Below are 21,262 nucleotides of genomic sequence, written 5' to 3' on the forward strand. Positions count from 1 at the left end.
AAGCCGGTGTCAGCGCCCCTCGGTCCTTTGTGGCACGGCGCATGCGGGCGTCAGGCGCGAGTGCCCACCGGCACCCGCGGTACAACCGAGAAACTCAAGGAGAACGGCCATGGCCGTCGTCACGATGCGGGAGCTGCTGGAGAGCGGCGTCCACTTCGGTCACCAGACCCGTCGCTGGAACCCGAAGATGAAGCGCTTCATCTTCACCGAGCGCAACGGCATCTACATCATCGACCTGCTCCAGTCGCTGTCGTACATCGACCGCGCCTACGAGTTCGTCAAGGAGACCGTCGCCCACGGCGGCACGGTCATGTTCGTCGGCACGAAGAAGCAGGCGCAGGAGGCCATCGCCGAGCAGGCCACCCGCGTCGGCATGCCCTACGTCAACCAGCGCTGGCTGGGCGGCATGCTCACCAACTTCTCCACCGTCTACAAGCGTCTGCAGCGCCTCAAGGAGCTCGAGCAGATCGACTTCGAGGACGTCGCCGCCTCGGGTCTGACCAAGAAGGAGCTTCTCGTGCTCTCGCGCGAGAAGGCCAAGCTGGAGAAGACCCTCGGTGGTATCCGCGAGATGCAGAAGGTGCCCAGCGCCGTCTGGATCGTGGACACCAAGAAGGAGCACATCGCGGTCGGTGAGGCCCGGAAGCTCAACATCCCGGTCGTCGCGATCCTCGACACCAACTGCGACCCGGACGAGGTCGACTACAAGATCCCGGGCAACGACGACGCGATCCGCTCCGTCACCCTGCTCACCCGTGTGATCGCCGACGCGGTCGCCGAGGGCCTCATCTCCCGCTCTCGCGTCGCCACCGGCGACAAGGGCGAGAAGGCCGCGGGCGAGCCGCTCGCCGAGTGGGAGCGCGACCTGCTCGAGGGCGAGAAGAAGGCCGACGAGGCTCCGGCCGCCGAGGCCGAGAAGCCGGCCGAGGCCGCTGCTGAGGCCCCCGCCGCCGAGGCCCCCGCGGCTGAGGCTCCGGCCGACGAGGCTCCGGCCGCGGACGCCGAGCAGGCCTGATCCGTCAGCGTCAGAGTTGACGGCGGGAGCGGGACATGAAACCCGCTCCCGCCGTTCACCCGTAGGTCGGCGGAGAGTCAGCGGCCCCCGACTACATGGGGGCCGTAGACCCCGTAGATCTTCGATCTTCCAGACTTCGAGAAAGATTCACAGACTCATGGCGAACTACACCGCCGCCGACGTCAAGAAGCTTCGTGAGCTCACCGGCGCCGGCATGATGGACTGCAAGAAGGCGCTGGACGAGGCCGAGGGCAACGTCGAGAAGGCCGTCGAGGCGCTCCGTATCAAGGGCCAGAAGGGCGTCGCCAAGCGCGAGGGCCGCTCCGCCGAGAACGGCGCCGTGGTCTCCGTCATCGCCGACGACAACTCCTCCGGCGTCCTGGTCGAGCTGAAGTGCGAGACGGACTTCGTTGCCAAGGGCGAGAAGTTCCAGGCCGTCGCCAACGCGATCGCCGAGCACGTCGCCAAGACCTCCCCGGCCGACCTCGAGGCCCTGCTCGCCTCCGAGATCGAGGCCGGCAAGACCGTCCAGGCGTTCGTGGACGAGGCCAACGCCAACCTCGGCGAGAAGATCGTCCTGGACCGCTTCGCGCAGTTCGCCGACGGCTTCGTGATCGCGTACATGCACCGCACGATGCCCGACCTGCCCCCGCAGATCGGTGTCCTCGTCGAGCTGGACAAGCCCAACGCCGAGGTCGCCAAGGGCATCGCCCAGCACATCGCCGCCTTCGCGCCGAAGTACCTCTCCAAGGAGGACGTGCCGGCCGAGGTCGTCGAGTCCGAGCGCCGCGTCGCCGAGGAGACCACCCGCGCCGAGGGCAAGCCCGAGGCCGCCCTGCCGAAGATCGTCGAGGGTCGCCTCAACGGCTTCTTCAAGGACGCCACGCTGCTCGGCCAGCCGTACGCGCTCGACAACAAGAAGTCCGTCCAGAAGGTCCTGGACGAGGCCGGTGTCACCCTGAAGCGCTTCTCGCGTATCAAGGTCGGCATCTGAGTCCGTGCCGCGATCGGCGTCCCGGCCCGATAGGGTCGAGTGCAGCCGTCCGGCCGTCCGTCACACACGCGCGTGACGGACGACAGCAGATCTGACGAGGAGGCCATTGCCGAGCATGGGATGCCAACACCCCAGCGGCAATGGCCTTCTTCGTATGTGCAACACGTGAAAGAGGCGGGATCTCCATGACCACCACCAAGCCCCAGAAGAGCGACGACGGCAAAGTACGCGGCCGGTTTCTGCTGAAGCTGTCCGGTGAGGCCTTCTCCGGTGGCGGGGGCCTGGGTGTGGACCCCGACGTGGTGCACAAGATCGCCCGCGAGATCGCGGCCGTCGTGCGTGACGGGGCGCAGGTCGCGGTCGTCATCGGCGGCGGCAACTTCTTCCGTGGCGCCGAGCTCCAGCAGCGCGGCATGGACCGGGCCCGCTCCGACTACATGGGCATGCTCGGCACCGTGATGAACTGCCTCGCCCTCCAGGACTTCCTGGAGAAGGAGGGCATCGACAGCCGGGTGCAGACCGCCATCACCATGGGCCAGGTCGCCGAGCCGTACATCCCGCTGCGCGCGGTGCGCCACCTGGAGAAGGGCCGGGTCGTCATCTTCGGCGCCGGTATGGGCATGCCGTACTTCTCCACCGACACCACCGCCGCGCAGCGCGCCCTGGAGATCGACGCCGAGGCGCTGCTGATGGGCAAGAACGGCGTGGACGGGGTCTACGACTCCGACCCCAAGCGCAACCCGGACGCCGTCAAGTTCGACTCCCTCGGCTACGGCGAGGTCATCACCCGCGACCTCAAGGTCGCCGACGCCACCGCGATCACGCTGTGCCGCGACAACAAGCTCCCGATCCTCGTCTTCGAGCTCCTGGCGGAGGGCAACATCGCCCGCGCCGTCAAGGGTGAGAAGATCGGCACGCTTGTGGGTGACCACGGCAGCCGGGACTGACAGGCAACACCGACGGACCCTGACCGGGGGATGGACAATGTCCTGCCGGTCGGGAACCGTGCAGGAAGAAGACGCGACGCAGCCGGCCGCCGCCCCACCAAGGAACAGCAGCCGGGCCTTACTCAAGACACGCAGGAGCAAGTGGTGATCGAAGAGACCCTCCTCGAGGCCGAGGAGAAGATGGAGAAGGCCGTCGTGGTCGCCAAGGAGGACTTCGCCGCGATCCGCACGGGTCGTGCGCACCCGGCGATGTTCAACAAGATCGTGGCCGACTACTACGGTGCGCCGACGCCGATCAACCAGCTGGCTTCGTTCTCCGTGCCGGAGCCGCGCATGGCGGTAGTGACCCCGTTCGACAAGACGGCGCTGCGCAACATCGAGCAGGCGATCCGCGACTCCGACCTGGGCGTCAACCCGAGCAACGACGGCAACATCATCCGGGTGGTGTTCCCGGAGCTCACCGAGGAGCGCCGTCGCGACTACATCAAGGTCGCCAAGGGCAAGGCCGAGGACGCGCGCGTGTCCATCCGCTCCGTGCGCCGCAAGGCCAAGGACGCCATCGACAAGCTGATCAAGGACGGCGAGGTCGGCGAGGACGAGGGCCGCCGTGCGGAGAAGGAACTCGACGACTCCACCCACAAGTACGTGGCTCAGGTGGACGAGCTCCTGAAGCACAAGGAAGCGGAGCTGCTCGAGGTCTGATGAACGACTCTTCCTGGGGAACGCCGCCCCACACCGGGTCGCAGGCGGGGTACTGGGGGCCGTCCGACCAGGGACCTGTCCAGGGGGCTGCCCCGGCGGGTCCCGCGTACGATGCGCCCAAGGCGCAGCAGACTCGCCCCATGCCCATCGTGCCCGAGGTACCCGCGTACGGCGGTGACCAGGATGACGACCGGGGGGCCGCTCGGCTGAGCGGCCCCTTGTTCCGCGACGAACCCCCTCAGTCGCCGCCCTACCCTGCGGCGCAGCAGAATCCGGAGCCCATGCCCGACGCCCCCCAGCCGGCGCCCCGCCCGCAGAAGAAGAGCGCGGGCCGCGACCTGGGCGCGGCCATAGGGGTCGGTGTCGCGCTCGGTGTGGTGATCATCGCGTCGTTGTTCATCGTCAAGGCCGTCTTCGTCGGCGTGATCGCGGTCGCCGTCGTGGTCGGACTGTGGGAGCTGACCAGCCGGCTCCAGGAGCGCAAGGGCATCAAGGCGCCCCTGGTCCCGCTGGCACTCGGCGGCGGAGCGATGGTCGTCGCCGGATACGTGCGGGGCGCCGAGGGCGCGTGGGTCGCCATGGCACTCACGGCGCTTGCCGTCCTCGTATGGCGCATGACGGAGCCGCCGGAGGGCTACCTCAAGGACGTCACGGCGGGCGTCTTCGCGGCCTTCTACGTTCCCTTCCTGGCGACGTTCGTGGCGCTGATGCTGACGGCCGGGGACGGTCCGTGGCGTGTGCTGACCTTCCTGCTGCTGACGGTGGTCAGCGACACGGGCGCGTACGCCGTCGGCTGGCGCTTCGGGAGCCACAAGCTCGCCCCGCGCATCAGCCCCGGCAAGACCCGCGAGGGCCTGGTCGGGGCGGTCACGTTCGCGATGGTGGCGGGCGCGCTGTGCATGCAGTTCCTGATCGACGACGGCGCCTGGTGGCAGGGCCTGCTCCTCGGCCTCGCGGTCGCGGCCAGCGCCACGCTGGGCGACCTCGGCGAGTCGATGATCAAGCGGGACCTGGGCATCAAGGACATGGGCACGCTGCTGCCGGGGCACGGCGGCATCATGGACCGGCTGGACTCATTGTTGCCAACGGCGCCTGTGGTGTGGTTGCTGATGGTGCTGTTCGTGGGATCCGGCTGACCGGCAGTGACGTGTGGAGCCCCCGCCCTTCCGAGGGCGGGGGCTCCAGGCTTTTCGGAAGGCCTTTCAGACGATGGCGCACCGGTCGGCCGAGTGGGACGATTCCGATGTAAGCCCTCAAAGGGGATCTCCCGAAGAGGAGGCACCATGTCCGCCATCCATGAAGAGTTCGACGTGGATTGCCGTCCTGAGGACGCCTGGGCGTACATCATCGACCCCTCCCACATGCCCGAGTGGCAGCTGAGCGCGGTCGCCACCGAACAGCTCGACGACCGCCCCTTCGGACTCGGATCCCGGGTCCGGGTCACGCGGCACATAGGCCGCCGCGACATTCCGATGACCATGGAGTGCACCCAGTACGAACCGCAGCGCTCCTGGACCGTGCGCGGGATCGACGGCCCTATCAGGGGCAACTTCCACGGCGAGATCACGCCCCTCGACGACGGCCGCCGTACCCACGTCACCATGGACCTGGACTTCGAGGGACACGGCATCGGCAAGGTCCTGCTCCCGCTGGTCGTCCGCCCGCAGGTCCGCAAGGAGATGCCGCGCAACGAGCAACTGCTCAAGGACAAGCTGGAGCACACCACCACCTAGGCAGTCCTTGCCGCTGTCGGCGACGGCCTGGTCGAGGCCGACCACGGCCTTGTCGACCTCGCCGTCGCCGGCCTCTGGGGCCCCTCCGCAGTCGGACCCGCATTGTCAGTCCGTCCGGCCAAGGCCGTGGGCGAGGCGTCGTGGACCATTCGTGGACACGCCGCGATCGTCCGTTCGCAGATGCAGCCGTGACCAGGGACCTTGCATCGAACGGAAGGGCCCTCCGGAGCCGTATGTCTGCGGGTAATGCGGATGCGAGAGCGAACGGCCAGGGCACACTTCTGCCTCGTGGAGACCTCAGCAAGCGAACTTCGGCGCATCCGGAGCGGGCCGGACGGAGACGAGCAGGCGTTCGTGGTGCGGATCCAATTCTCAGCCGCCGATCCGACCTCCGTCATCGAGCGCGCCCGTGACGTGCTCAGCAGGGTCATCGAGCATGTGACGCCCTGGCCGGACGAGGAAGCTTGGGCGCATCTTCTGCCACCTTGGTTCGTGCAGCGCTGCGCTCCCGAACCGCGGGCCGATCCCTCGTGGGATGTAAGGGCCTGGCTGGCGCAGTGGCAGGCGAAATCACAGGCGGAGAAGATCCTCGATTCTCAAGGGCCGTGGACGCTGTCGAACTGGCTCTACTACTTCGACCCCGTCGACGGGGACGGTGGTGACCGCAGCTGGTGGTGGTGGGACGCCGGCAGTGACAGTCCGGATACCGGCTGGATCGACGTGGCCACAACCGGCTGGCCGTTCGGAACTGGCTCGTTGTACTGGCTGATCGAGGCCTCAGGTGGCGCGAATCCACGCGCCTTCTAAGCGCTTGGCTTCCGGGTGAGCCAGGAGCGGCTCAGCTGAGGGCAGCGTCGGGGCCGGCGGTGAAGCCTTCGGACTGGTCCAGGTGGAAAGGTGAGCCCTGCTGCGTAGGGGACCACCCCTGACGGAGAGCGGACGCGATGGCGGTGGCGACGTCGCTGGGGAGAACCGCGGCACTTGGCGCACCGAACCAGTTGCTGGCATGAGGCTGATTCGTGGTGACGACCAGGGTCGTGCCAGGGGTGTCCGCGTGCTGCACTGCGTACGTGCACGGTCGATCACAGAGAGCCTGGTCGTAGGTGGGCCGGCGGCGCAGGCGCCAGCGGTAAGTCGTGCCGTCGACGACGATGCGTCGCGAACCCTTGCGGTCGATTGCCATGGCGTACCCCCGTCCCCTGGACTGGCAGCGATGCTAGCTGGTCAGACCCTGGACGATCGGAGAGTTTCGGGCCGTCTCTGGGCCGTCCGGGGCCGCTCAGCGGTGACCCATGACGACCACCAACGACAGGTGTCCTCGCTCACAGTCGCAGGTCACATGAGTTGATCTGCGACACTGGTACAGCCATGCCTAAGCCCGGAGAACTCACTTTCGTCGCCCCCCGCGGAGCCAAGAAGCCGCCGCGGCACCTTGCCGACCTCACGCCCGCCGAGCGCAAGGAAGCGGTGGCCGAGATCGGCGAGAAGCCGTTTCGTGCCAAGCAGCTCTCGCAGCACTACTTCGCGCGGTATGCGCACGACCCGGCGGAGTGGACCGACATCCCGGCCGGTTCGCGCGGCAAGCTGCAGGAGGCGCTGCTTCCCGAGCTGATGACGGTCGTGCGGCATCTGTCGACCGACCAGGGGACGACCCGCAAGACCTTGTGGCGGCTGTTCGACGGGACGCTCGTCGAGTCGGTGCTGATGCGGTACCCGGACCGGGTGACCATGTGCATCAGCTCGCAGGCCGGGTGCGGGATGAACTGTCCGTTCTGTGCCACGGGGCAGGCGGGGCTCGACCGGAACCTGTCCACCGCCGAGATCGTGCACCAGATCGTCGACGGGATGCGGGCGCTGCGGGACGGCGAGGTGCCCGGTGGGCCTGCGCGGCTCTCCAACATCGTCTTCATGGGGATGGGTGAGCCGCTCGCGAACTACAAGCGCGTGGTCGGGGCGGTCCGGGCGCTCACCGATCCCGCCCCCGACGGGCTCGGGCTGTCGCAGCGCGGCATCACCGTGTCGACCGTCGGGCTGGTGCCCGCCATCCACCGGTTCGCCGACGAGGGCTTCAAGTGCCGGCTCGCCATCTCGCTGCACGCACCGGACGACGAGCTGCGCGACACCCTCGTCCCCGTCAACACACGGTGGAAGGTGCGCGAGGTCCTCGACGCCGGGTTCGAGTACGTGGAGAAGAGCGGGCGTCGGCTGTCGATCGAGTACGCGCTGATTCGTGACATCAACGACCAGGCCTGGCGCGGTGACCGGCTCGGGCGGCTGCTCCGCGGCAAGCCCGTGCACGTCAACCTCATCCCGCTGAACCCGACCCCCGGCTCCAAGTGGACGGCGTCCCGGCCCGAGGACGAGAAGGCCTTCGTCGAAGCCATCGCCGCGCATGGTGTGCCGGTGACGGTCCGGGACACCCGGGGGCAGGAGATCGACGGGGCCTGCGGTCAGCTCGCGGCCACCGAGCGGTAACCTGAGGCCGTACGTACATCTTCATATTCCGACAGGGGAGCGCCACAGCGCTGAGAGTGCGGCAACCGGGCCGCAGACCCTCTGAACCTTGCCCAGGTCATTCTGGGTAGGAAGTTCGGTCTTCACTCGAGCTGTTGCGCCCTGCCCGGGAGCCGGTGGAAATTCTCCGGCGGTCCCGGGCAGGGCCGCGTCTCTTCCTGGCAAGCCAGGAGGAATTCAGTGCACACCAAGACGTTCGTGGCCGCCGCGGTCGGTCTCGGCCTGGTCACGCTGTCCGCGTGCGGGTCGTCGTCCGGCAGCGGGGGCTCGACGGACTCCAAGACCGTCACCCTCGTCAGCCACGCCTCGTGGAAGATCTCGAAGAACGTCCTCGCGGACTTCGAGAAGCAGTCCGGCTACAAGGTCAAGTTCCTCCAGAACGGCGACGCCGGGCAGGCCGTCAACCAGGCCATCCTCACCAAGGACAACCCGCAGGGCGACGTCTTCTTCGGCGTCGACAACACCCTGCTCTCCCGGGCGCTCGACAACGGGCTGTTCCAGTCCTACGAGGCGAAGGGCGCGGGCCGGATCCAGGCGCAGTACCGGGTCGACGAGGCCAAGCACCGGGTCACGCCCATCGACTCAGGTGACATCTGCGTCAACTACGACAAGGCGTACTTCAGCAAGCACAAGCTGACCCCGCCCCAGTCGTTCGACGATCTCGTCAAGCCCGCCTACAAGAACCTCCTCGTCACCGAGAACGCCGCCACCTCCTCGCCCGGCCTCGGCTTCCTGCTCGGCACGGCTGCCAAGTACGGCGACGCCGGCTGGCAGGACTACTGGAAGAAGCTCAAGGCCAACGGCGTGAAGGTCGTCGACGGCTGGGAGCAGGCCTACAACGACGAGTTCTCCGGGTCCGCGGGCGGCAAGAAGGCCAAGGCGGACCGGCCGCTCGTCGTCTCCTACGCCTCCTCGCCGCCCGCCGAGGTCATCTACGGCGACCCGAAGCCGAAGACCGCGCCGACCGGCACGTCGTACGGCACCTGCTTCCGGCAGATCGAGTACGCGGGGCTGCTCAGCAACGCCGGGAACCCCAAGGGCGGAAAGGCGTTCATCGACTTCCTGGTCGGCAAGGAGTTCCAGGAGGACATGCCGCTCAACATGTTCGTCTACCCGGTGATCGGGGGCGCCCAGGTGCCGCCGGAGTTCGTGAAGTACGGGCAGCCGGCCAAGGACCCCGAGACCATGGCCCCGACCAGGATCGCCGCCAACCGTGACCAGTGGGTCAAGTCGTGGACGTCACTCGTACTGAAGTAGCCGTCCGCAGAAGGCGTACGGGGAGCGCGGTGCGGCTCGGCCTGATGGCCGTGCCCGTCGCGTTCTTCGCCGCCTTCTTCGCCTGGCCCGTCGCCGCGATCGTGGCGCGCGGGCTCAAGGTCGACGGGGCGTGGCGGTTCGGGCGGATCGCGGATGTCGTCATGCAGTCCGACATCCGGCACGTGCTGTGGTTCACCACCTGGCAGGCGCTCGCCTCCACCGCGCTCACGCTGCTGGTCGCGCTCCCCGGCGCGTATGTCTTCGCACGCCTCGACTTTCCCGGCAAGCAGGTGCTGCGCGCCGTCGTCACCGTCCCCTTCGTGCTGCCGACGGTCGTCGTCGGTACGGCGTTCCTGGCGCTGGTCGGGCGCGGGGGACTGCTCGACGAGCTGTGGGGCGTACGGCTGGACACCACCGTCTGGGCCATCCTGCTGGCGCACGTCTTCTTCAACTACGCCGTCGTCGTACGGACCGTCGGCGGTCTGTGGGGGCAGCTGGACCCGCGTCAGGAGGAGGCGGCGCGGATGCTGGGCGCCTCTCCGTTCAGGGCCTGGCGGAAGGTGACCCTGCCGGCGCTCGCGCCCGCCGTCGCCGCCGCCGCGCTGATGGTCTTTCTGTTCACCTTCACCTCCTTCGGCGTGGTGCAGATCCTCGGCGGCCCGACCTTCTCCACCCTCGAAGTGGAGATCTACCGGCAGACCTCGGAGATCTTCGACCTGTCCACCGCCGCCGTGCTCACGATCATCCAGTTCGTCGCCGTCGGCGCGATCCTCGCCGTGCACGCCTGGACCGTACGGCGGCGGGAGAGCGCCCTGCGGCTGGTGGACGCGAACGTCACGGCGCGGCGGCCGCGCGGGGCCGGGCAGTGGGCGCTGCTCGCCGGGGTCCTCGCCACCGTCCTCGCGCTGCTCGTGCTGCCCCTCGCCGTGCTGGTGCAGCGGTCTCTCGGCGCCTCCGGCTTCGGCTACTACCGGGCGCTCACGCACGACGACAGCGGGACCTTCCTCGTGCCGCCGATCCAGGCCATCGGCAACTCGCTCCAGTACGCCCTCGCCGCGACCGCCATCGCCGTGGCGATCGGCGGTCTGGCCGCCGCGGCGCTCGCACGCCGGGACGCGGGCCGGCTGGTCCGTGGCTTCGACGCACTGCTGATGCTGCCGCTGGGCGTCTCCGCCGTGACGGTCGGCTTCGGGTTCCTGATCGCGCTGGACAAGCCGCCGCTGGATCTGCGCAGTTCGTGGATTCTGGTGCCGCTCGCGCAGGCGCTGGTGGGCGCCCCCTTCGTCGTACGGACGATGCTGCCCGTGCTGCGGGCCGTGGACGGGCGGCTGAGGGAGGCGGCGGCCGTGCTCGGGGCGTCGCCCTGGCGGGTGTGGCGGGAGGTCGATCTGCCGATGGTGCGGCGGGCGCTGCTGGTCGCGGCCGGGTTCGCGTTCGCGGTGTCGCTGGGGGAGTTCGGGGCGACCGTGTTCATCGCGCGGCCGGACAATCCGACGCTGCCGGTCGCCGTGGCGCGGCTGCTCGGCCGGGCGGGCGACCTCAACTACGGGCAGGCGATGGCCCTTTCGACGATTCTGATGGTGGTGTGCGCGGTGGCGCTGCTGATCCTGGAGCGGTTGCGCACCGACCGGAGCGGGGAGTTCTAGATGCTGCTGAGCCTTGAGGACGCGACCGTGCGGTTCGGCGGGCGGGCCGTGCTCGACGCCTTCGGCCTCGATGTCGCCGAACACGAGATCGTGTGCGTGCTCGGGCCCAGCGGCAGCGGCAAGTCGACCCTGCTGCGGGCGGTGGCGGGGCTGCAGCCCTTGGACGGCGGGCGGGTGCTGCTCGACGGGCGGGACCAGTCGGGGGTGCCCGCGCACAAGCGGGAGGTGGGCCTGATGTTCCAGGACCATCAGCTGTTCCCGCAGCGGGACGTGGGCGGCAACGTCGCCTTCGGGCTGCGGATGCACGGCGCCACGCGCCCTCGACAGGACGAGCGGGTACGGGAGTTGCTCGACCTCGTCGGGCTGCCGGGCGCCGCACGCCGGGCCGTCGCCTCGCTCTCCGGCGGTGAGCAGCAGCGCGTCGCGCTGGCCCGTGCGCTCGCGCCCCGGCCGCGGCTGCTGATGCTGGACGAGCCGCTCGGCCAGCTCGACCGCTCGCTGCGGGAGCGGCTGGTCGTCGAACTCCGGGAACTCTTCGGCCAGTTGGGGACCACCGTCCTCGCCGTGACGCACGACCAGGGCGAGGCGTTCGCGCTCGCCGACCGGGTCGTGGTGATGCGGGACGGGCGGGTCGCCCAGTCCGGTACGCCACTGGAGGTGTGGCAGCGTCCCGCGGACGAGTTCGTGGCCCGGTTCCTCGGCTTCGACAACGTGGTCGAGGGGATGGTGAGCGGCGAGGCCGCGGACACCCCCTGGGGCAAGCTGCCGGTGCCGCAGGACGCCCCGCAGGGCACGCGCACACTGCTCGTGCGGCCCGCCGGTGTCCGGCTCGTCCCCGCCGACGAGGGCCTGCGCTGCACCGTGGCCGCACGTACCTTCAAGGGCACCCATGTCGCGGTTCAGGTGCAGCCGGAGGAGGCGCCGCGGATCGAGGCTGCGGTGGCGCTGCGGGAGGCGCCGGAGGTCGGGGACGCGGTCGGGGTGGAGTTCGACGCGGCGGAAATCGTGGTGCTCGGGTGAGCGGTTCCCGCATAGGGTGCGCGTGATGACACTACTTACGCATGATCGCTACTGCGATGAGATCGCCCATCAGGTGGAGCAGCTGAGGGCGGTGGTGACCAGCGGCGCCGATCTGACCGCGACCGTGCCGACCTGCCCGGACTGGACCCTGGAGATGCTCGTCCTGCACATGGGCGGTGTCCTGCGCTGGTCGGGGACGCTGGTGCGCACCCGGGCGCAGGAGAACATCCCCGACGAAGAGGTGCCGCGCGGTGACGGCCCCGAGAAGCCGGGTGACGCCGCCGCCCTCGACGAATGGCTGGCGGAGGCCGGCGAGCTGGCCGTGGGCGCGCTGCGCGAGGCCGGGCCCGATGCGAAGGTGTGGAGCTGGGCCGAGCCGCAGACCGCCGGCTTCTGGGCCCGCCGCATGGCTCACGAGATCACCGTCCACCGCGCCGACGCCACGCTTGCCGCGGGGCTGCCGTACGAAGTGGCCCCCGACATCGCCGCCGACGCGATCGACGAGTGGCTGCAGATCGTCGGATGGGTGGGGCAGGAGGAGGGGAACGAAGCGCCGATCGGCGCCGGAAGCAGCATTCACCTCCACGCCACGGACACCACTCCGGAGCTGGCTGCCGAGTGGCTGATCGAGGGCACCGAGGAGGGCTTCGGCTGGCGCCGCGGCCACGAGAAGGCGACCGTCGCCCTGCGTGGGCCGCTCACCTCCCTGCTCCTCGCGTTCTACACCCGACTGCCCCTGGACAGCCCGGAGTTGGAGATCCTCGGCGAACGGAAGCTGCTGGAGTCCTGGCTGGAGCGGGCGACCTTCGGGTGACAGCCTCTTTCTGAACGACTGTGGCCCGTCCCCCGGAGTTACGGGGACGGGCCACAGCGTTGTTCTGTCGGAGGCGTCAGCGGCCGCTGTTCGCCCCACGACGGCGCATGCCGAAGAAGACGGCGCCGCCACCGACCACGACCAGCGCGCCCGCGATACCGGCGATCAGGCCGGTGTTGGAGCTCGCACCGGTCTCGGCGAGGTTCGAGTCACCGGCCGCCGGGGACGGGGCGTTCGACGAGGTGTCCGCCGGGGGGGTGCTGTCCGAGGCCGACGGGGTCGGGCTCGGGGACTCTGCCGGAGTCGAGGCGGACTCCGACGGCGACGGGGTCGCAGGCGGGGTCGACTCGTCCTTCGAGCAGCCCTCGGACGGGGTCTTCAGGTTGCCCTCGATGTCCTTGTCGACGATCGGGTGGTCCTTGTCCTTCCCGGCCGTGACGTGGATGCGGTACTCGGCGTTCGCCGACCAGTCCTCGTTGAAGGTGACGGTGACACCCTCGCGGGAACCGGTGACGTCCTGCTCGCCGACCTGCTTCGCGTCGGCGCCGTTGTTCTCGAGGAACACGGTGATGGTCGCCGGAGTGCCGGAGGCGTCCTTGTCGGTGACGGTGATGACGCCCTTGCTGCCGTCGCACTTGGGTGCGGCGGAGAACTCACTGATGTTGCAGGCGAGTGCGCTGCCCGCGGCGCTCAGCGCGAGCGCGGAGGATGCGGCGGCAACGCCCAGGATCTGCACGGAACGACGTGCGGTACGGCGAGATATGGACACGTTTGCCCTTCACGGGAGGTGCAACTGCGGGGGGCTGACGAGGGACGTGAAGCGACAGTGGAGGTGAAGCCTCACACTCCCCAGGAGAAACAAAGGTTTATAAGCGTTCGATAAGGAGTGTCAATGTACAGGCATGCCTGGGCGGTTGGCTTTGCACTCTTATTAACTGCCGAGACGTTTCAGCGCCGCCGGAGCCTCCTCGATACGGTCAACGAGGGCTATACGGGACTCCATTGAGCGTTCCCGGGCGAGTGACTGCAAGAGGGGCCAGGCCGGCAGGCGCTCCGTCCAGTGCGCGCGGTCCACGAGGACCATGGGCGTCGGTTCGCCGCGCGACTCGTAGTAGTTGGGCGTCGCGTTGTCGAAGATCTCCTGTACGGTCCCGGCGGCGCCCGGCAGGAAGACCACACCCGCGTTGGAGCGGGCCAGCAGTCCGTCCTCGCGGGTGGCGTTGGCGAAGTACTTGGCGATGTGCGAGGCGAAGGGGTTCGGCGGCTCGTGGCCGTAGAACCAGGTGGGGATGCCGAGGGAGTGGTTGCCCTTCGGCCAGCGGGTGCGCACCTCGAAGGCGGCCCGCGCCCAGTCGGTGATCGAGGGGAAGAAGGCGGGTGACTTCGCGAGGAGTTGGCAGGCCTCCTCCAGCATGCCGTCCTCGTACGGCGCCGCGTAGGCGCCCAGGTTCGCCGCCTCCATGGCGCCCGGGCCACCGCCGGTCGCCACGGTGAACCCGTCGCGGCTCAGCTCACGGCCGAGGCGCGCGGCACCGGCGTAGGCCTCCGTCCCACGTGCCATCGCATGGCCGCCCATCACGCCCACCACCCGTGCGCCGCGCAGCAGTTCGTCGAGGGCGTCCGATATGGAGTCGTCGTGCACGGCACGCAGCATGGAGGCGAATATGTCGCCGTCGGCCTTGGTGCGCTGGAACCAGGCGTAGGCGAGGGCGTCCGGCGTCTGCTCGTACCCCTTCTCCAGGGAGGCGAACAGCTCGTCGGGCTGGTACAGGTGCCCGCGGTAGGGGTCGAAGGGCAGATGGGGGACGGGCGGGAAGACCAGCGCCCCGTCGGCGCGGATCTTCGTCGCCACGTCCTCGCGCATCGGGCAGCCGAGGAAGACCGCCTCGGCGGTGTCGGTGGTGAGCAACTCCCTTGTGCGGTCCGTCAGATCGACGGCCTGTACGCGGTAACCGGCGAGGGTGCCGCGGGCCGACACCGTCGCGTCGAAGTCCTCGAGCGTCTCGATCTCGCGCTCGTCGTGGTGGGCCGCATGGGCCGGGCTCGTCTGCACGGGCCCATGCTAGGCACGCCGTTCGCCGAAGCCGTCGGTCAGCCCTGGACCGCCGCCGGGTCCATCCACACGACCTCCCAGCTGTGGCCGTCGAGGTCGTCGAAGGAACGGCCGTACATGTAGCCGTGGTCCTGGACGTCGGCGTTGGCGGTGCCGCCGGCCTCGACCGCCTTGCCCACCAGCTCGTCGACCTTCTCGCGGCTCTCGGCGCTCAGACAGATCAGCACCTCGCTGGTCTTCGTCGAGTCCGCGATCTCCTTCTTCGTGAAGTCCGCGTACCGCTGCTTGCTCAGCAGCATCGCGATGATGGTGTCGCTGATCACGACACACGTGCAGTCGTCGGTGCTGAACTGCGGGTTGATCGTGTAGCCGAGCTCGGTGAAGAACTTCTTCGACGCGTCGACGTCGTTGGTGGCCAGGTTCACGAAGATCATCTGCTGGTACATGCGGTCTCTCCCATCGGATGCGTGCTGTTCGCAGGGATAGACCGGGGGCCCGCGCGGAACTCATCGGTGCCTGGGAACTCCGGTCGTACGAATTCTCAGCGGGCCAGTGGCAGGGCCGCCAGCTCCGCCACGATCAGGGTCAGCGGGACGAACAGGGCGAGCAGTGCGCCCACCCGCAGGGCGGCGGCACTGCGCAGCATCGTGGCGGGGGCGCCGAGGCGCAGCAGGGCCGCCGTCGCGTCGGCCCGCTCGTGCTTCGCCTCCACGGCCGCGGTGAGCAGCGTGGCGACGGTGCAGCCGGACACGAGGAGCGTGCCGAGGGTGGTGAGCGGCCCGAAGACGGGGGCGTTCGTGTCGTACAGGGCGGCCATGGCGTAGGTGCCGGAGGCGACCGCGCAGACGATGCCGAGGGGGCGGCCGATGCGGGTGGCCTCCTCCATGAGGACGCGGCCGGCCAGCAGCCGGAGGGCGCCGGGGCGCGCCGCCTGGAGGAGGCGGCCGCACAGATGGGCCAGGCCGGGGCCGGCGAGGGCGAGGCCGAGGGTGGTGAGGACCCAGCCGAGGAGGACCGCGGGGGCACCGGTGGCAAGGCTGCCGGGGAGGCGGGGGCCGGTCGACGCGCCGGTGGCGTAGGCCTGCACGGCCAGGCCCGCGGTGAGTACGGCGACGCCCCAGGGGAGGCCCGCGGGGGCGGTGCCGGGCGCGGGAAGTTGGGGCGGGGAGTCGGGGGCGGGGTTAGGCTGAGCATCGGTCGAGTCGTGGCCCGGCGGTGGCACTGCGGGTGCGGGGTCGCTCGCCCGCGGCGCCGGGGTGCCGCCTGTCTCCGGCCCGGGTGCCGCGCCGGCCGTACGACTGCCCGTGGGCTGGGTGCGCAGACGTGCGCCGAAGCGGCCGTATGTGCCGAAGGTCTCCCGTGCCACCGTCCGGCCGTATGCCCCGAAGCGGCCGTAGTGCCGTGCCACCGCTCGTGCCGCGGCCGGCCTCGCGTCCCGTGGGAGCAGAACCAGCGCCACCGTCGCCGACGCGATCGCCGGGACCAGCGCCAGCAGCGTCAGGGCCGCGGGGACGGGCAGTGGCTGGTCCGCGGCCAGGAACACCGAGGCCGCGCCGTCGAAGGGGACTCCGGTGAGGTCGCCGCGGAGGTCGAGGAAGACGAGAAGGGCCAGCAGCGAGCCCAGTGTGCAGGACATGGCCGTCGTCGTGGCCGACACCGTCATCAGGCGGAACGGGCCCAGGCCGATGGCTGCGAGGCCGGTGCGGGGTTTCGTGCCGGGGTCGGTGCGGGCCACCGCCACCGCGAAGTGGACGGTGGCGGCCAGCGGGGTCAGACACCAGGCGAGCCGGAGGGCCGAGCCGCCGGGGTTCTCCGCATGGCTCATCGCGTAGCCGAGGGCGCACAGCAGGAGGAAGCCCGTGCCGGCCGACGCCACCGCCACCAGGAGGCGGCGCAGCTGTACGGCCGGGTGGGCGCCGCGGGTCAGACGGAGAGCGAGCACGGGGCCCGGCCTTCCGTCTCGGCCACCGGGGGCAGGTGGACCGTGTTCACGCATCTTCCGTCGAGCAGCGACAGCGTGCGGTCGGCGATGGCCGCGGTCTCCGGGTCGTGGGTGGCCACCACGACGGTGATGCCGTGCGACCGGGCCGCCGTGGTGAGCGTGCGCAGGACGTGCGCGCGGTCGGCGCGGTGCAGGGGGGCCGTGGGCTCGTCGGCGAAGAGGACGGTGGGGCCCTGGGCGAGGGCCCGGGCGATCGACACGCGCTGCCGCTCGGCCTGCTTCATCTCGTGCGGGCGCCGACGGGACAGGTCGCCGACGTCGAGGCGTTCGAGCCACTCCAGGGCTGCCGTCCTGGCGCGCTCGCGGCTGGTGCCGCGGAGCATCAGCGGCAGGGCGGCGTTCTCCCAGGCGTTCAGTTCGGGTACGAGCACGGGGGCCGGGTCGATCCAGCCGAAGCGGTCGCGGCGCAGGCGCTCCCGGGCCGGCTGGGCCAGGGTGTGGACCGGCACGCTGTTGAACCAGACCTCGCCCCGCTGGGCCGTCACCAGGCCGGACAGACAGCGCAGCAGGGTCGTCTTACCGCTGCCCCGGGGGCCGCTGACGGCGAGGATCTCGCCCTCCCGGACACCGAACGAGACGCCGCTGAGCGCGGGCGAGCCGTCACTGTGCTGGAAGTGCAGTGAGCGTGCCCAGAGCACGTCATTGTCCGGCGGGGCCTCCATGGGCGTACACCTCGGTTCGGATCTGTGGTTCCCGTGATCTTTGTTCCCCCGTGCGGGGGAACGAGGACAGGGCCGATCGGTTACCAGGCACGCTAAGGAGCGGCGGCGCCGACGCCGGACAGCACGCGGCCCGGCATGCACCCTTCTCACTCGTACGGGTGCATCCCGGGCCCAGGGCCTGTGCTGAGTCCCCCGCCTGCGCCCCGACGCCCGGCATGCACGCTCGGCGCACGGCGCCGCAGGACAGGTGGCTCCGCCACATGACCTGCGACACCGCACGCCGATCGCACGCACCGACCGCCGCTGCGCCCGCGCTCCGCGCGGACGACGGGGCACTCAGCACAGGCCCTGAGCCGTCTAACCGCCGGAGGCTAGAGCTTCGTCCACGCCTCCGTCAGCGTGCCGCGCAGGATCTGCTCGATCTCGTCGAAGGTCTCCTGGTTGGAGATCAGCGGCGGGGCGAGCTGGATCACCGGGTCGCCGCGGTCGTCGGCACGGCAGTACAGGCCGTTGTCGAACAGGGCCTTGGAGAGGTAGCCGTACAGGACGCGCTCGGTCTCCTCGTCGTTGAAGGACTCCTTGGTGTGCTTGTCCTTCACCAGCTCGATGCCGTAGAAGAAGCCGTTGCCGCGGACGTCACCGACGATCGGCAGGTCGTGCAGCTTCTCCAGGGTGGCGCGGAACGCGCCCTCGTTGTCCAGCACGTGCTGGTTGAGGCCCTCGCGCTCGAACAGGTCGAGGTTGGCGAGGCCGACCGCCGCGGAGACCGGGTGGCCGCCGAAGGTGTAGCCGTGCAGGAAGACGTTGTCCTCCTTGTAGAACGGCTCGGCGAGGCGGTCGGAGATGATGCACGCGCCGATCGGGGAGTAGCCCGAGGTCATGCCCTTGGCGCAGGTGATCATGTCCGGGACGTAGCCGAACTTGTCGCAGGCGAAGGTCGTGCCCAGGCGGCCGAAGGCGCAGATGACCTCGTCCGAGACGAGCAGCACGTCGTACTGGTCGCAGATCTCGCGCACGCGCTGGAAGTAGCCGGGCGGGGGCGGGAAGCAGCCGCCGGCGTTCTGCACCGGCTCCAGGAAGACCGCGGCGACCGTGTCCGGGCCCTCGAAGAGGATCTGCTGCTCGATCTGGTCGGCGGCCCAGCGGCCGAAGGCCTCCGGGTCGTCGCCGAAGAGCGGGGCGCGGTAGATGTTGGTGTTCGGGACCTTGTGCGCGCCCGGGACCAGCGGCTCGAACGGGGCCTTCAGGCCCGGCAGGCCGGTGATCGACAGGGCGCCCTGCGGGGTGCCGTGATAGGCGACCGCGCGGGAGATGACCTTGTACTTGGTGGGCTTGCCGACCAGCTTGAAGTACTGCTTGGCGAGCTTCCAGGCGGTTTCGACGGCCTCGCCGCCGCCGGTGGTGAAGAAGACCTTGTTCAGGTCGCCCGGGGCCTCGTCGGCGAGACGCTCCGCCAGCTCCACGGCCTTCGGGTGGGCGTAGGACCACACCGGGAAGAACGCCAGCTCCTGCGCCTGCTTGAAGGCGGTCTCGGCGAGCTCCGTGCGGCCGTGACCGGCCTGGACCACGAACAGACCCGCGAGACCGTCGAGGTAGCGCTTGCCCTTGTCGTCGTAGATGTAGGTGCCCTCGCCGCGCACGATCGTCGGGACGGGGGAGTTCTCGTACGAGGACATGCGGGTGAAGTGCATCCACAGGTGGTCGTACGCGGTCTTGCTGAGGTCCTTCTGGCTCACGGTTATCGGGTTCCCCACATGTAGGTCTGCTTCTTCAGCTTCAGGTAGACGAAGCTTTCGGTGGAGCGCACGCCGGGCAGCGCCCGGATGCGTTTGTTGATGACGTCCAGCAGGTGGTCGTCGTCCTCACAGACAACCTCCGCGAGGATGTCGAACGAGCCCGCGGTCATCACCACGTACTCGACTTCCGACATGTCAGTCAGCGCCTCGGCGATCTTCTCCACGTCGCCCTCGACGTTGACGCCGACCATCGCCTGCCGGCGGAAGCCCACGGTGAGCGGGTCCGTGACGGCGACGATCTGCATCACGCCCTGGTCGAGCAGCTTCTGGACGCGCTGGCGCACGGCCGCCTCGGACAGGCCCACGGCCTTGCCGATCGCGGCGTACGGCCGGCGGCCGTCCTCCTGGAGCTGTTCGATGATGGCGAGGGAGACGGCATCCAGATGGGGAGTGCCGTTCCTGGACTCGCGGGACGAGTCCCTTTGCTCTGCGCTTCGACTGGCCACGACCTCACTGTGCACGACGTCTCGACGGTTCCGCAAGGGTGGACCGATGAAATTCGTTGTTTACGTGACTGAGACCTGCGGATTTCGCAGCCTTGATGCGACTGGGGGTGTTGAAAACGTGGGAGTGCCGATTAGGGTGGGTGTCTCAGTCATTGGACAGCCGAAACAGATTCAGAACTGACAGGAGGCCGGCAGTGAGCACCGAGCTGCGTCGTCTGCGCAACTACATCAACGGTGAGTTCCGGGACGCCGCCGACGGACGGACCACCGAGGTGGTCAACCCCGCGACGGGCGAGGCGTACGCAACCGCGCCGCTGTCCGGCCAGGCGGATGTGGACGCCGCGATGGCGGCCGCCGCCGCGGCCTTCCCTGCCTGGCGCGACACCACCCCCGCCGAGCGGCAGAAGGCCCTGCTGAAGATCGCGGACGCGTTCGAGGAGCGGGCCGAGGAGCTCATTGCGGCCGAGGTGGAGAACACCGGCAAGCCGATCGGGCTCACGCGGTCCGAGGAGATCCCGCCCATGGTCGACCAGATCCGCTTCTTCGCGGGCGCGGCCCGGATGCTGGAGGGCCGGTCGGCAGGTGAGTACATGGACGGGATGACGTCCATCATCCGCCGCGAGCCGGTCGGCGTCTGCGCGCAGGTCGCGCCGTGGAACTACCCGATGATGATGGCCGTGTGGAAGTTCGCCCCGGCGATCGCGGCGGGCAACACGGTCGTGCTGAAGCCGTCGGACACCACCCCGGCGTCCACCGTCCTGATCGCCGACATCATCGGGTCGATCCTGCCCAAGGGCGTCTTCAACGTCATCACCGGCGACCGTGACACCGGCCGCCTGATGGTCGAGCACCCGACCCCGGCGATGGCCTCCATCACCGGTTCGGTGCGGGCCGGCATGTCGGTCGCCGAGTCGGCGTCCAAGGACCTCAAGCGGGTCCATCTGGAGCTGGGCGGCAAGGCGCCGGTCGTCGTCTTCGAGGACACCGACATCGCGAAGGCCGTGGAGGACATCTCGGTCGCGGGCTTCTTCAACGCCGGCCAGGACTGTACGGCGGCGACCCGCGTCCTCGTCCAGGAGGGCATCCACGACGAGTTCGTGGCCGCGCTGGCCAAGGCGGCCGCCGAGACGAAGACCGGGCAGCCGGACGACGAGGACGTGCTGTTCGGCCCGCTCAACAACCCCAACCAGCTCAAGCAGGTCACCGGCTTCATCGAGCGGCTGCCCGCGCACGCCAAGGTCGAGGCCGGCGGTCACCAGGTCGGCGAGAAGGGGTACTTCTACGCGCCGACCGTGGTGTCCGGGCTGAAGCAGGACGACGAGATCATCCAGAAGGAGGTCTTCGGTCCCGTCATCACCGTCCAGTCCTTCACGGACGAGGACCAGGCCGTGGAGTGGGCCAACGGCGTCGAGTACGCGCTCGCCTCGTCGGTGTGGACCAAGGACCACGGCCGTGCGATGCGGATGTCGAAGAAGCTGGACTTCGGCTGCGTGTGGATCAACACGCACATCCCGCTGGTCGCGGAGATGCCGCACGGCGGGTTCAAGAAGTCCGGGTACGGCAAGGACCTGTCGGGCTACGGGTTCGAGGACTACACGCGGATCAAGCACGTGATGACGTCGCTGGACGCCTAGTCCCTACGACGTGACACGCGGCCCCGG

The 21,262-nt window shown here is 69.4% G+C and carries 21 protein-coding genes and 1 riboswitch; of the genes, 13 read left to right on the forward strand and 8 right to left on the reverse strand.

Annotated features, from left to right (window positions below; translation table 11 throughout):
- Window positions 1–109: 109 nt before the first annotated feature.
- From rpsB to IH68_RS0135035, 7 genes are all read left to right on the forward strand, one after another.
- Window positions 110–1,015 carry a 30S ribosomal protein S2 gene (rpsB, locus tag IH68_RS0135005; RefSeq protein ID WP_030943201.1) on the forward strand — a complete coding sequence of 302 codons (906 nt, stop codon included), beginning with the start codon at window positions 110–112 and terminating at the stop codon, window positions 1,013–1,015.
- Between the two features lie 157 nt (window positions 1,016–1,172).
- Window positions 1,173–2,009 carry a translation elongation factor Ts gene (tsf, locus tag IH68_RS0135010; protein WP_030943204.1) on the forward strand — a complete coding sequence of 279 codons (837 nt, stop codon included), beginning with the start codon at window positions 1,173–1,175 and terminating at the stop codon, window positions 2,007–2,009.
- Window positions 2,010–2,194: 185 nt separating this feature from the next.
- Window positions 2,195–2,956, forward strand: a complete 762-nt coding sequence (gene pyrH / locus IH68_RS0135015; protein ID WP_030943206.1) for a UMP kinase — start codon at window positions 2,195–2,197, stop codon at window positions 2,954–2,956.
- 144 nt (window positions 2,957–3,100) lie between these two features.
- The gene (gene frr, locus IH68_RS0135020) at window positions 3,101–3,658 is read left to right on the forward strand and encodes a ribosome recycling factor (protein WP_030943211.1); all 558 of its coding nucleotides are present in this window, start codon (window positions 3,101–3,103) and stop codon (window positions 3,656–3,658) included.
- Window positions 3,658–4,794, forward strand: coding sequence for a phosphatidate cytidylyltransferase (locus tag IH68_RS0135025; protein WP_037885746.1), 1,137 nt, complete (start codon window positions 3,658–3,660; stop codon window positions 4,792–4,794). Before frr ends, IH68_RS0135025 begins: the two co-directional genes overlap by 1 nt.
- Window positions 4,795–4,941: 147 nt before the next feature.
- Window positions 4,942–5,391 carry an SRPBCC family protein gene (locus IH68_RS0135030; RefSeq protein WP_030943218.1) on the forward strand — a complete coding sequence of 150 codons (450 nt, stop codon included), beginning with the start codon at window positions 4,942–4,944 and terminating at the stop codon, window positions 5,389–5,391.
- Between the two features lie 288 nt (window positions 5,392–5,679).
- Window positions 5,680–6,198 (forward strand): hypothetical protein, encoded by a 519-nt coding sequence (locus tag IH68_RS0135035; RefSeq protein ID WP_037885757.1) that lies wholly within the window; start codon window positions 5,680–5,682, stop codon window positions 6,196–6,198.
- A 31-nt stretch (window positions 6,199–6,229) separates the two neighbouring features.
- On the opposite strand, the gene IH68_RS0135040 is transcribed toward IH68_RS0135035, so the two are convergent.
- A complete protein-coding gene (locus IH68_RS0135040; protein WP_030943227.1) occupies window positions 6,230–6,574 on the reverse strand; it encodes a hypothetical protein in 345 nt (114 codons plus the stop codon).
- Between the two features lie 185 nt (window positions 6,575–6,759).
- Here IH68_RS0135040 and rlmN point away from each other — a divergent pair, with 185 nt between their 5' ends.
- The 5 genes from rlmN (at window position 6,760) to IH68_RS0135065 (ending at window position 12,642) form a co-directional block, all read left to right on the forward strand.
- Window positions 6,760–7,866: a 23S rRNA (adenine(2503)-C(2))-methyltransferase RlmN gene (gene rlmN / locus IH68_RS0135045; RefSeq protein ID WP_030943230.1), complete on the forward strand. Its 1,107-nt coding sequence runs from the start codon at window positions 6,760–6,762 to the stop codon at window positions 7,864–7,866.
- 23 nt (window positions 7,867–7,889) lie between these two features.
- A riboswitch (TPP riboswitch) is annotated at window positions 7,890–7,997 on the forward strand.
- Between the two features lie 88 nt (window positions 7,998–8,085).
- Window positions 8,086–9,162: a thiamine ABC transporter substrate-binding protein gene (locus IH68_RS0135050; protein WP_030943233.1), complete on the forward strand. Its 1,077-nt coding sequence runs from the start codon at window positions 8,086–8,088 to the stop codon at window positions 9,160–9,162.
- Between the two features lie 44 nt (window positions 9,163–9,206).
- Window positions 9,207–10,808: an ABC transporter permease gene (locus IH68_RS0135055; RefSeq protein ID WP_030943235.1), complete on the forward strand. Its 1,602-nt coding sequence runs from the start codon at window positions 9,207–9,209 to the stop codon at window positions 10,806–10,808.
- Complete coding sequence (locus IH68_RS0135060) at window positions 10,809–11,828, forward strand: ABC transporter ATP-binding protein (protein WP_030943237.1); 1,020 nt, start codon at window positions 10,809–10,811, stop codon at window positions 11,826–11,828. It abuts the gene before it with no gap.
- A 25-nt stretch (window positions 11,829–11,853) separates the two neighbouring features.
- A complete protein-coding gene (locus tag IH68_RS0135065) occupies window positions 11,854–12,642 on the forward strand; it encodes a maleylpyruvate isomerase family mycothiol-dependent enzyme (RefSeq protein WP_030943242.1) in 789 nt (262 codons plus the stop codon).
- Window positions 12,643–12,718: 76 nt separating this feature from the next.
- Here the strand turns inward: IH68_RS0135065 and IH68_RS0135070 are convergent, their stop codons facing one another.
- From IH68_RS0135070 to IH68_RS59240, 7 genes are all read right to left on the reverse strand, one after another.
- Window positions 12,719–13,411 (reverse strand): LAETG motif-containing sortase-dependent surface protein, encoded by a 693-nt coding sequence (locus IH68_RS0135070; protein WP_030943254.1) that lies wholly within the window; start codon window positions 13,409–13,411, stop codon window positions 12,719–12,721.
- A gap of 162 nt (window positions 13,412–13,573) precedes the next feature.
- Window positions 13,574–14,695, reverse strand: a complete 1,122-nt coding sequence (locus tag IH68_RS0135075) for an LOG family protein (protein ID WP_030943257.1) — start codon at window positions 14,693–14,695, stop codon at window positions 13,574–13,576.
- Between the two features lie 38 nt (window positions 14,696–14,733).
- Window positions 14,734–15,141, reverse strand: a complete 408-nt coding sequence (locus IH68_RS0135080; protein ID WP_030943260.1) for a VOC family protein — start codon at window positions 15,139–15,141, stop codon at window positions 14,734–14,736.
- Between the two features lie 95 nt (window positions 15,142–15,236).
- The gene (locus IH68_RS0135085; RefSeq protein WP_030943262.1) at window positions 15,237–16,637 is read right to left on the reverse strand and encodes a hypothetical protein; all 1,401 of its coding nucleotides are present in this window, start codon (window positions 16,635–16,637) and stop codon (window positions 15,237–15,239) included.
- A complete protein-coding gene (locus tag IH68_RS0135090) occupies window positions 16,619–17,359 on the reverse strand; it encodes an ABC transporter ATP-binding protein (RefSeq protein WP_030943264.1) in 741 nt (246 codons plus the stop codon). Before IH68_RS0135090 ends, IH68_RS0135085 begins: the two co-directional genes overlap by 19 nt.
- A 371-nt stretch (window positions 17,360–17,730) precedes the next feature.
- Window positions 17,731–19,095: an aspartate aminotransferase family protein gene (locus tag IH68_RS0135095; protein ID WP_030943266.1), complete on the reverse strand. Its 1,365-nt coding sequence runs from the start codon at window positions 19,093–19,095 to the stop codon at window positions 17,731–17,733.
- A gap of 2 nt (window positions 19,096–19,097) precedes the next feature.
- Window positions 19,098–19,616, reverse strand: coding sequence for an Lrp/AsnC family transcriptional regulator (locus IH68_RS59240; protein ID WP_030943268.1), 519 nt, complete (start codon window positions 19,614–19,616; stop codon window positions 19,098–19,100).
- 179 nt (window positions 19,617–19,795) lie between these two features.
- On the opposite strand from IH68_RS59240, the gene IH68_RS0135105 reads away from it, so the two are divergent.
- Window positions 19,796–21,235 carry a gamma-aminobutyraldehyde dehydrogenase gene (locus tag IH68_RS0135105; RefSeq protein WP_030943270.1) on the forward strand — a complete coding sequence of 480 codons (1,440 nt, stop codon included), beginning with the start codon at window positions 19,796–19,798 and terminating at the stop codon, window positions 21,233–21,235.
- Window positions 21,236–21,262 lie beyond the last annotated feature (27 nt).

This window comes from Streptomyces sp. NRRL S-646, assembly GCF_000720765.1.
GTDB lineage: Bacteria > Actinomycetota > Actinomycetes > Streptomycetales > Streptomycetaceae > Streptomyces.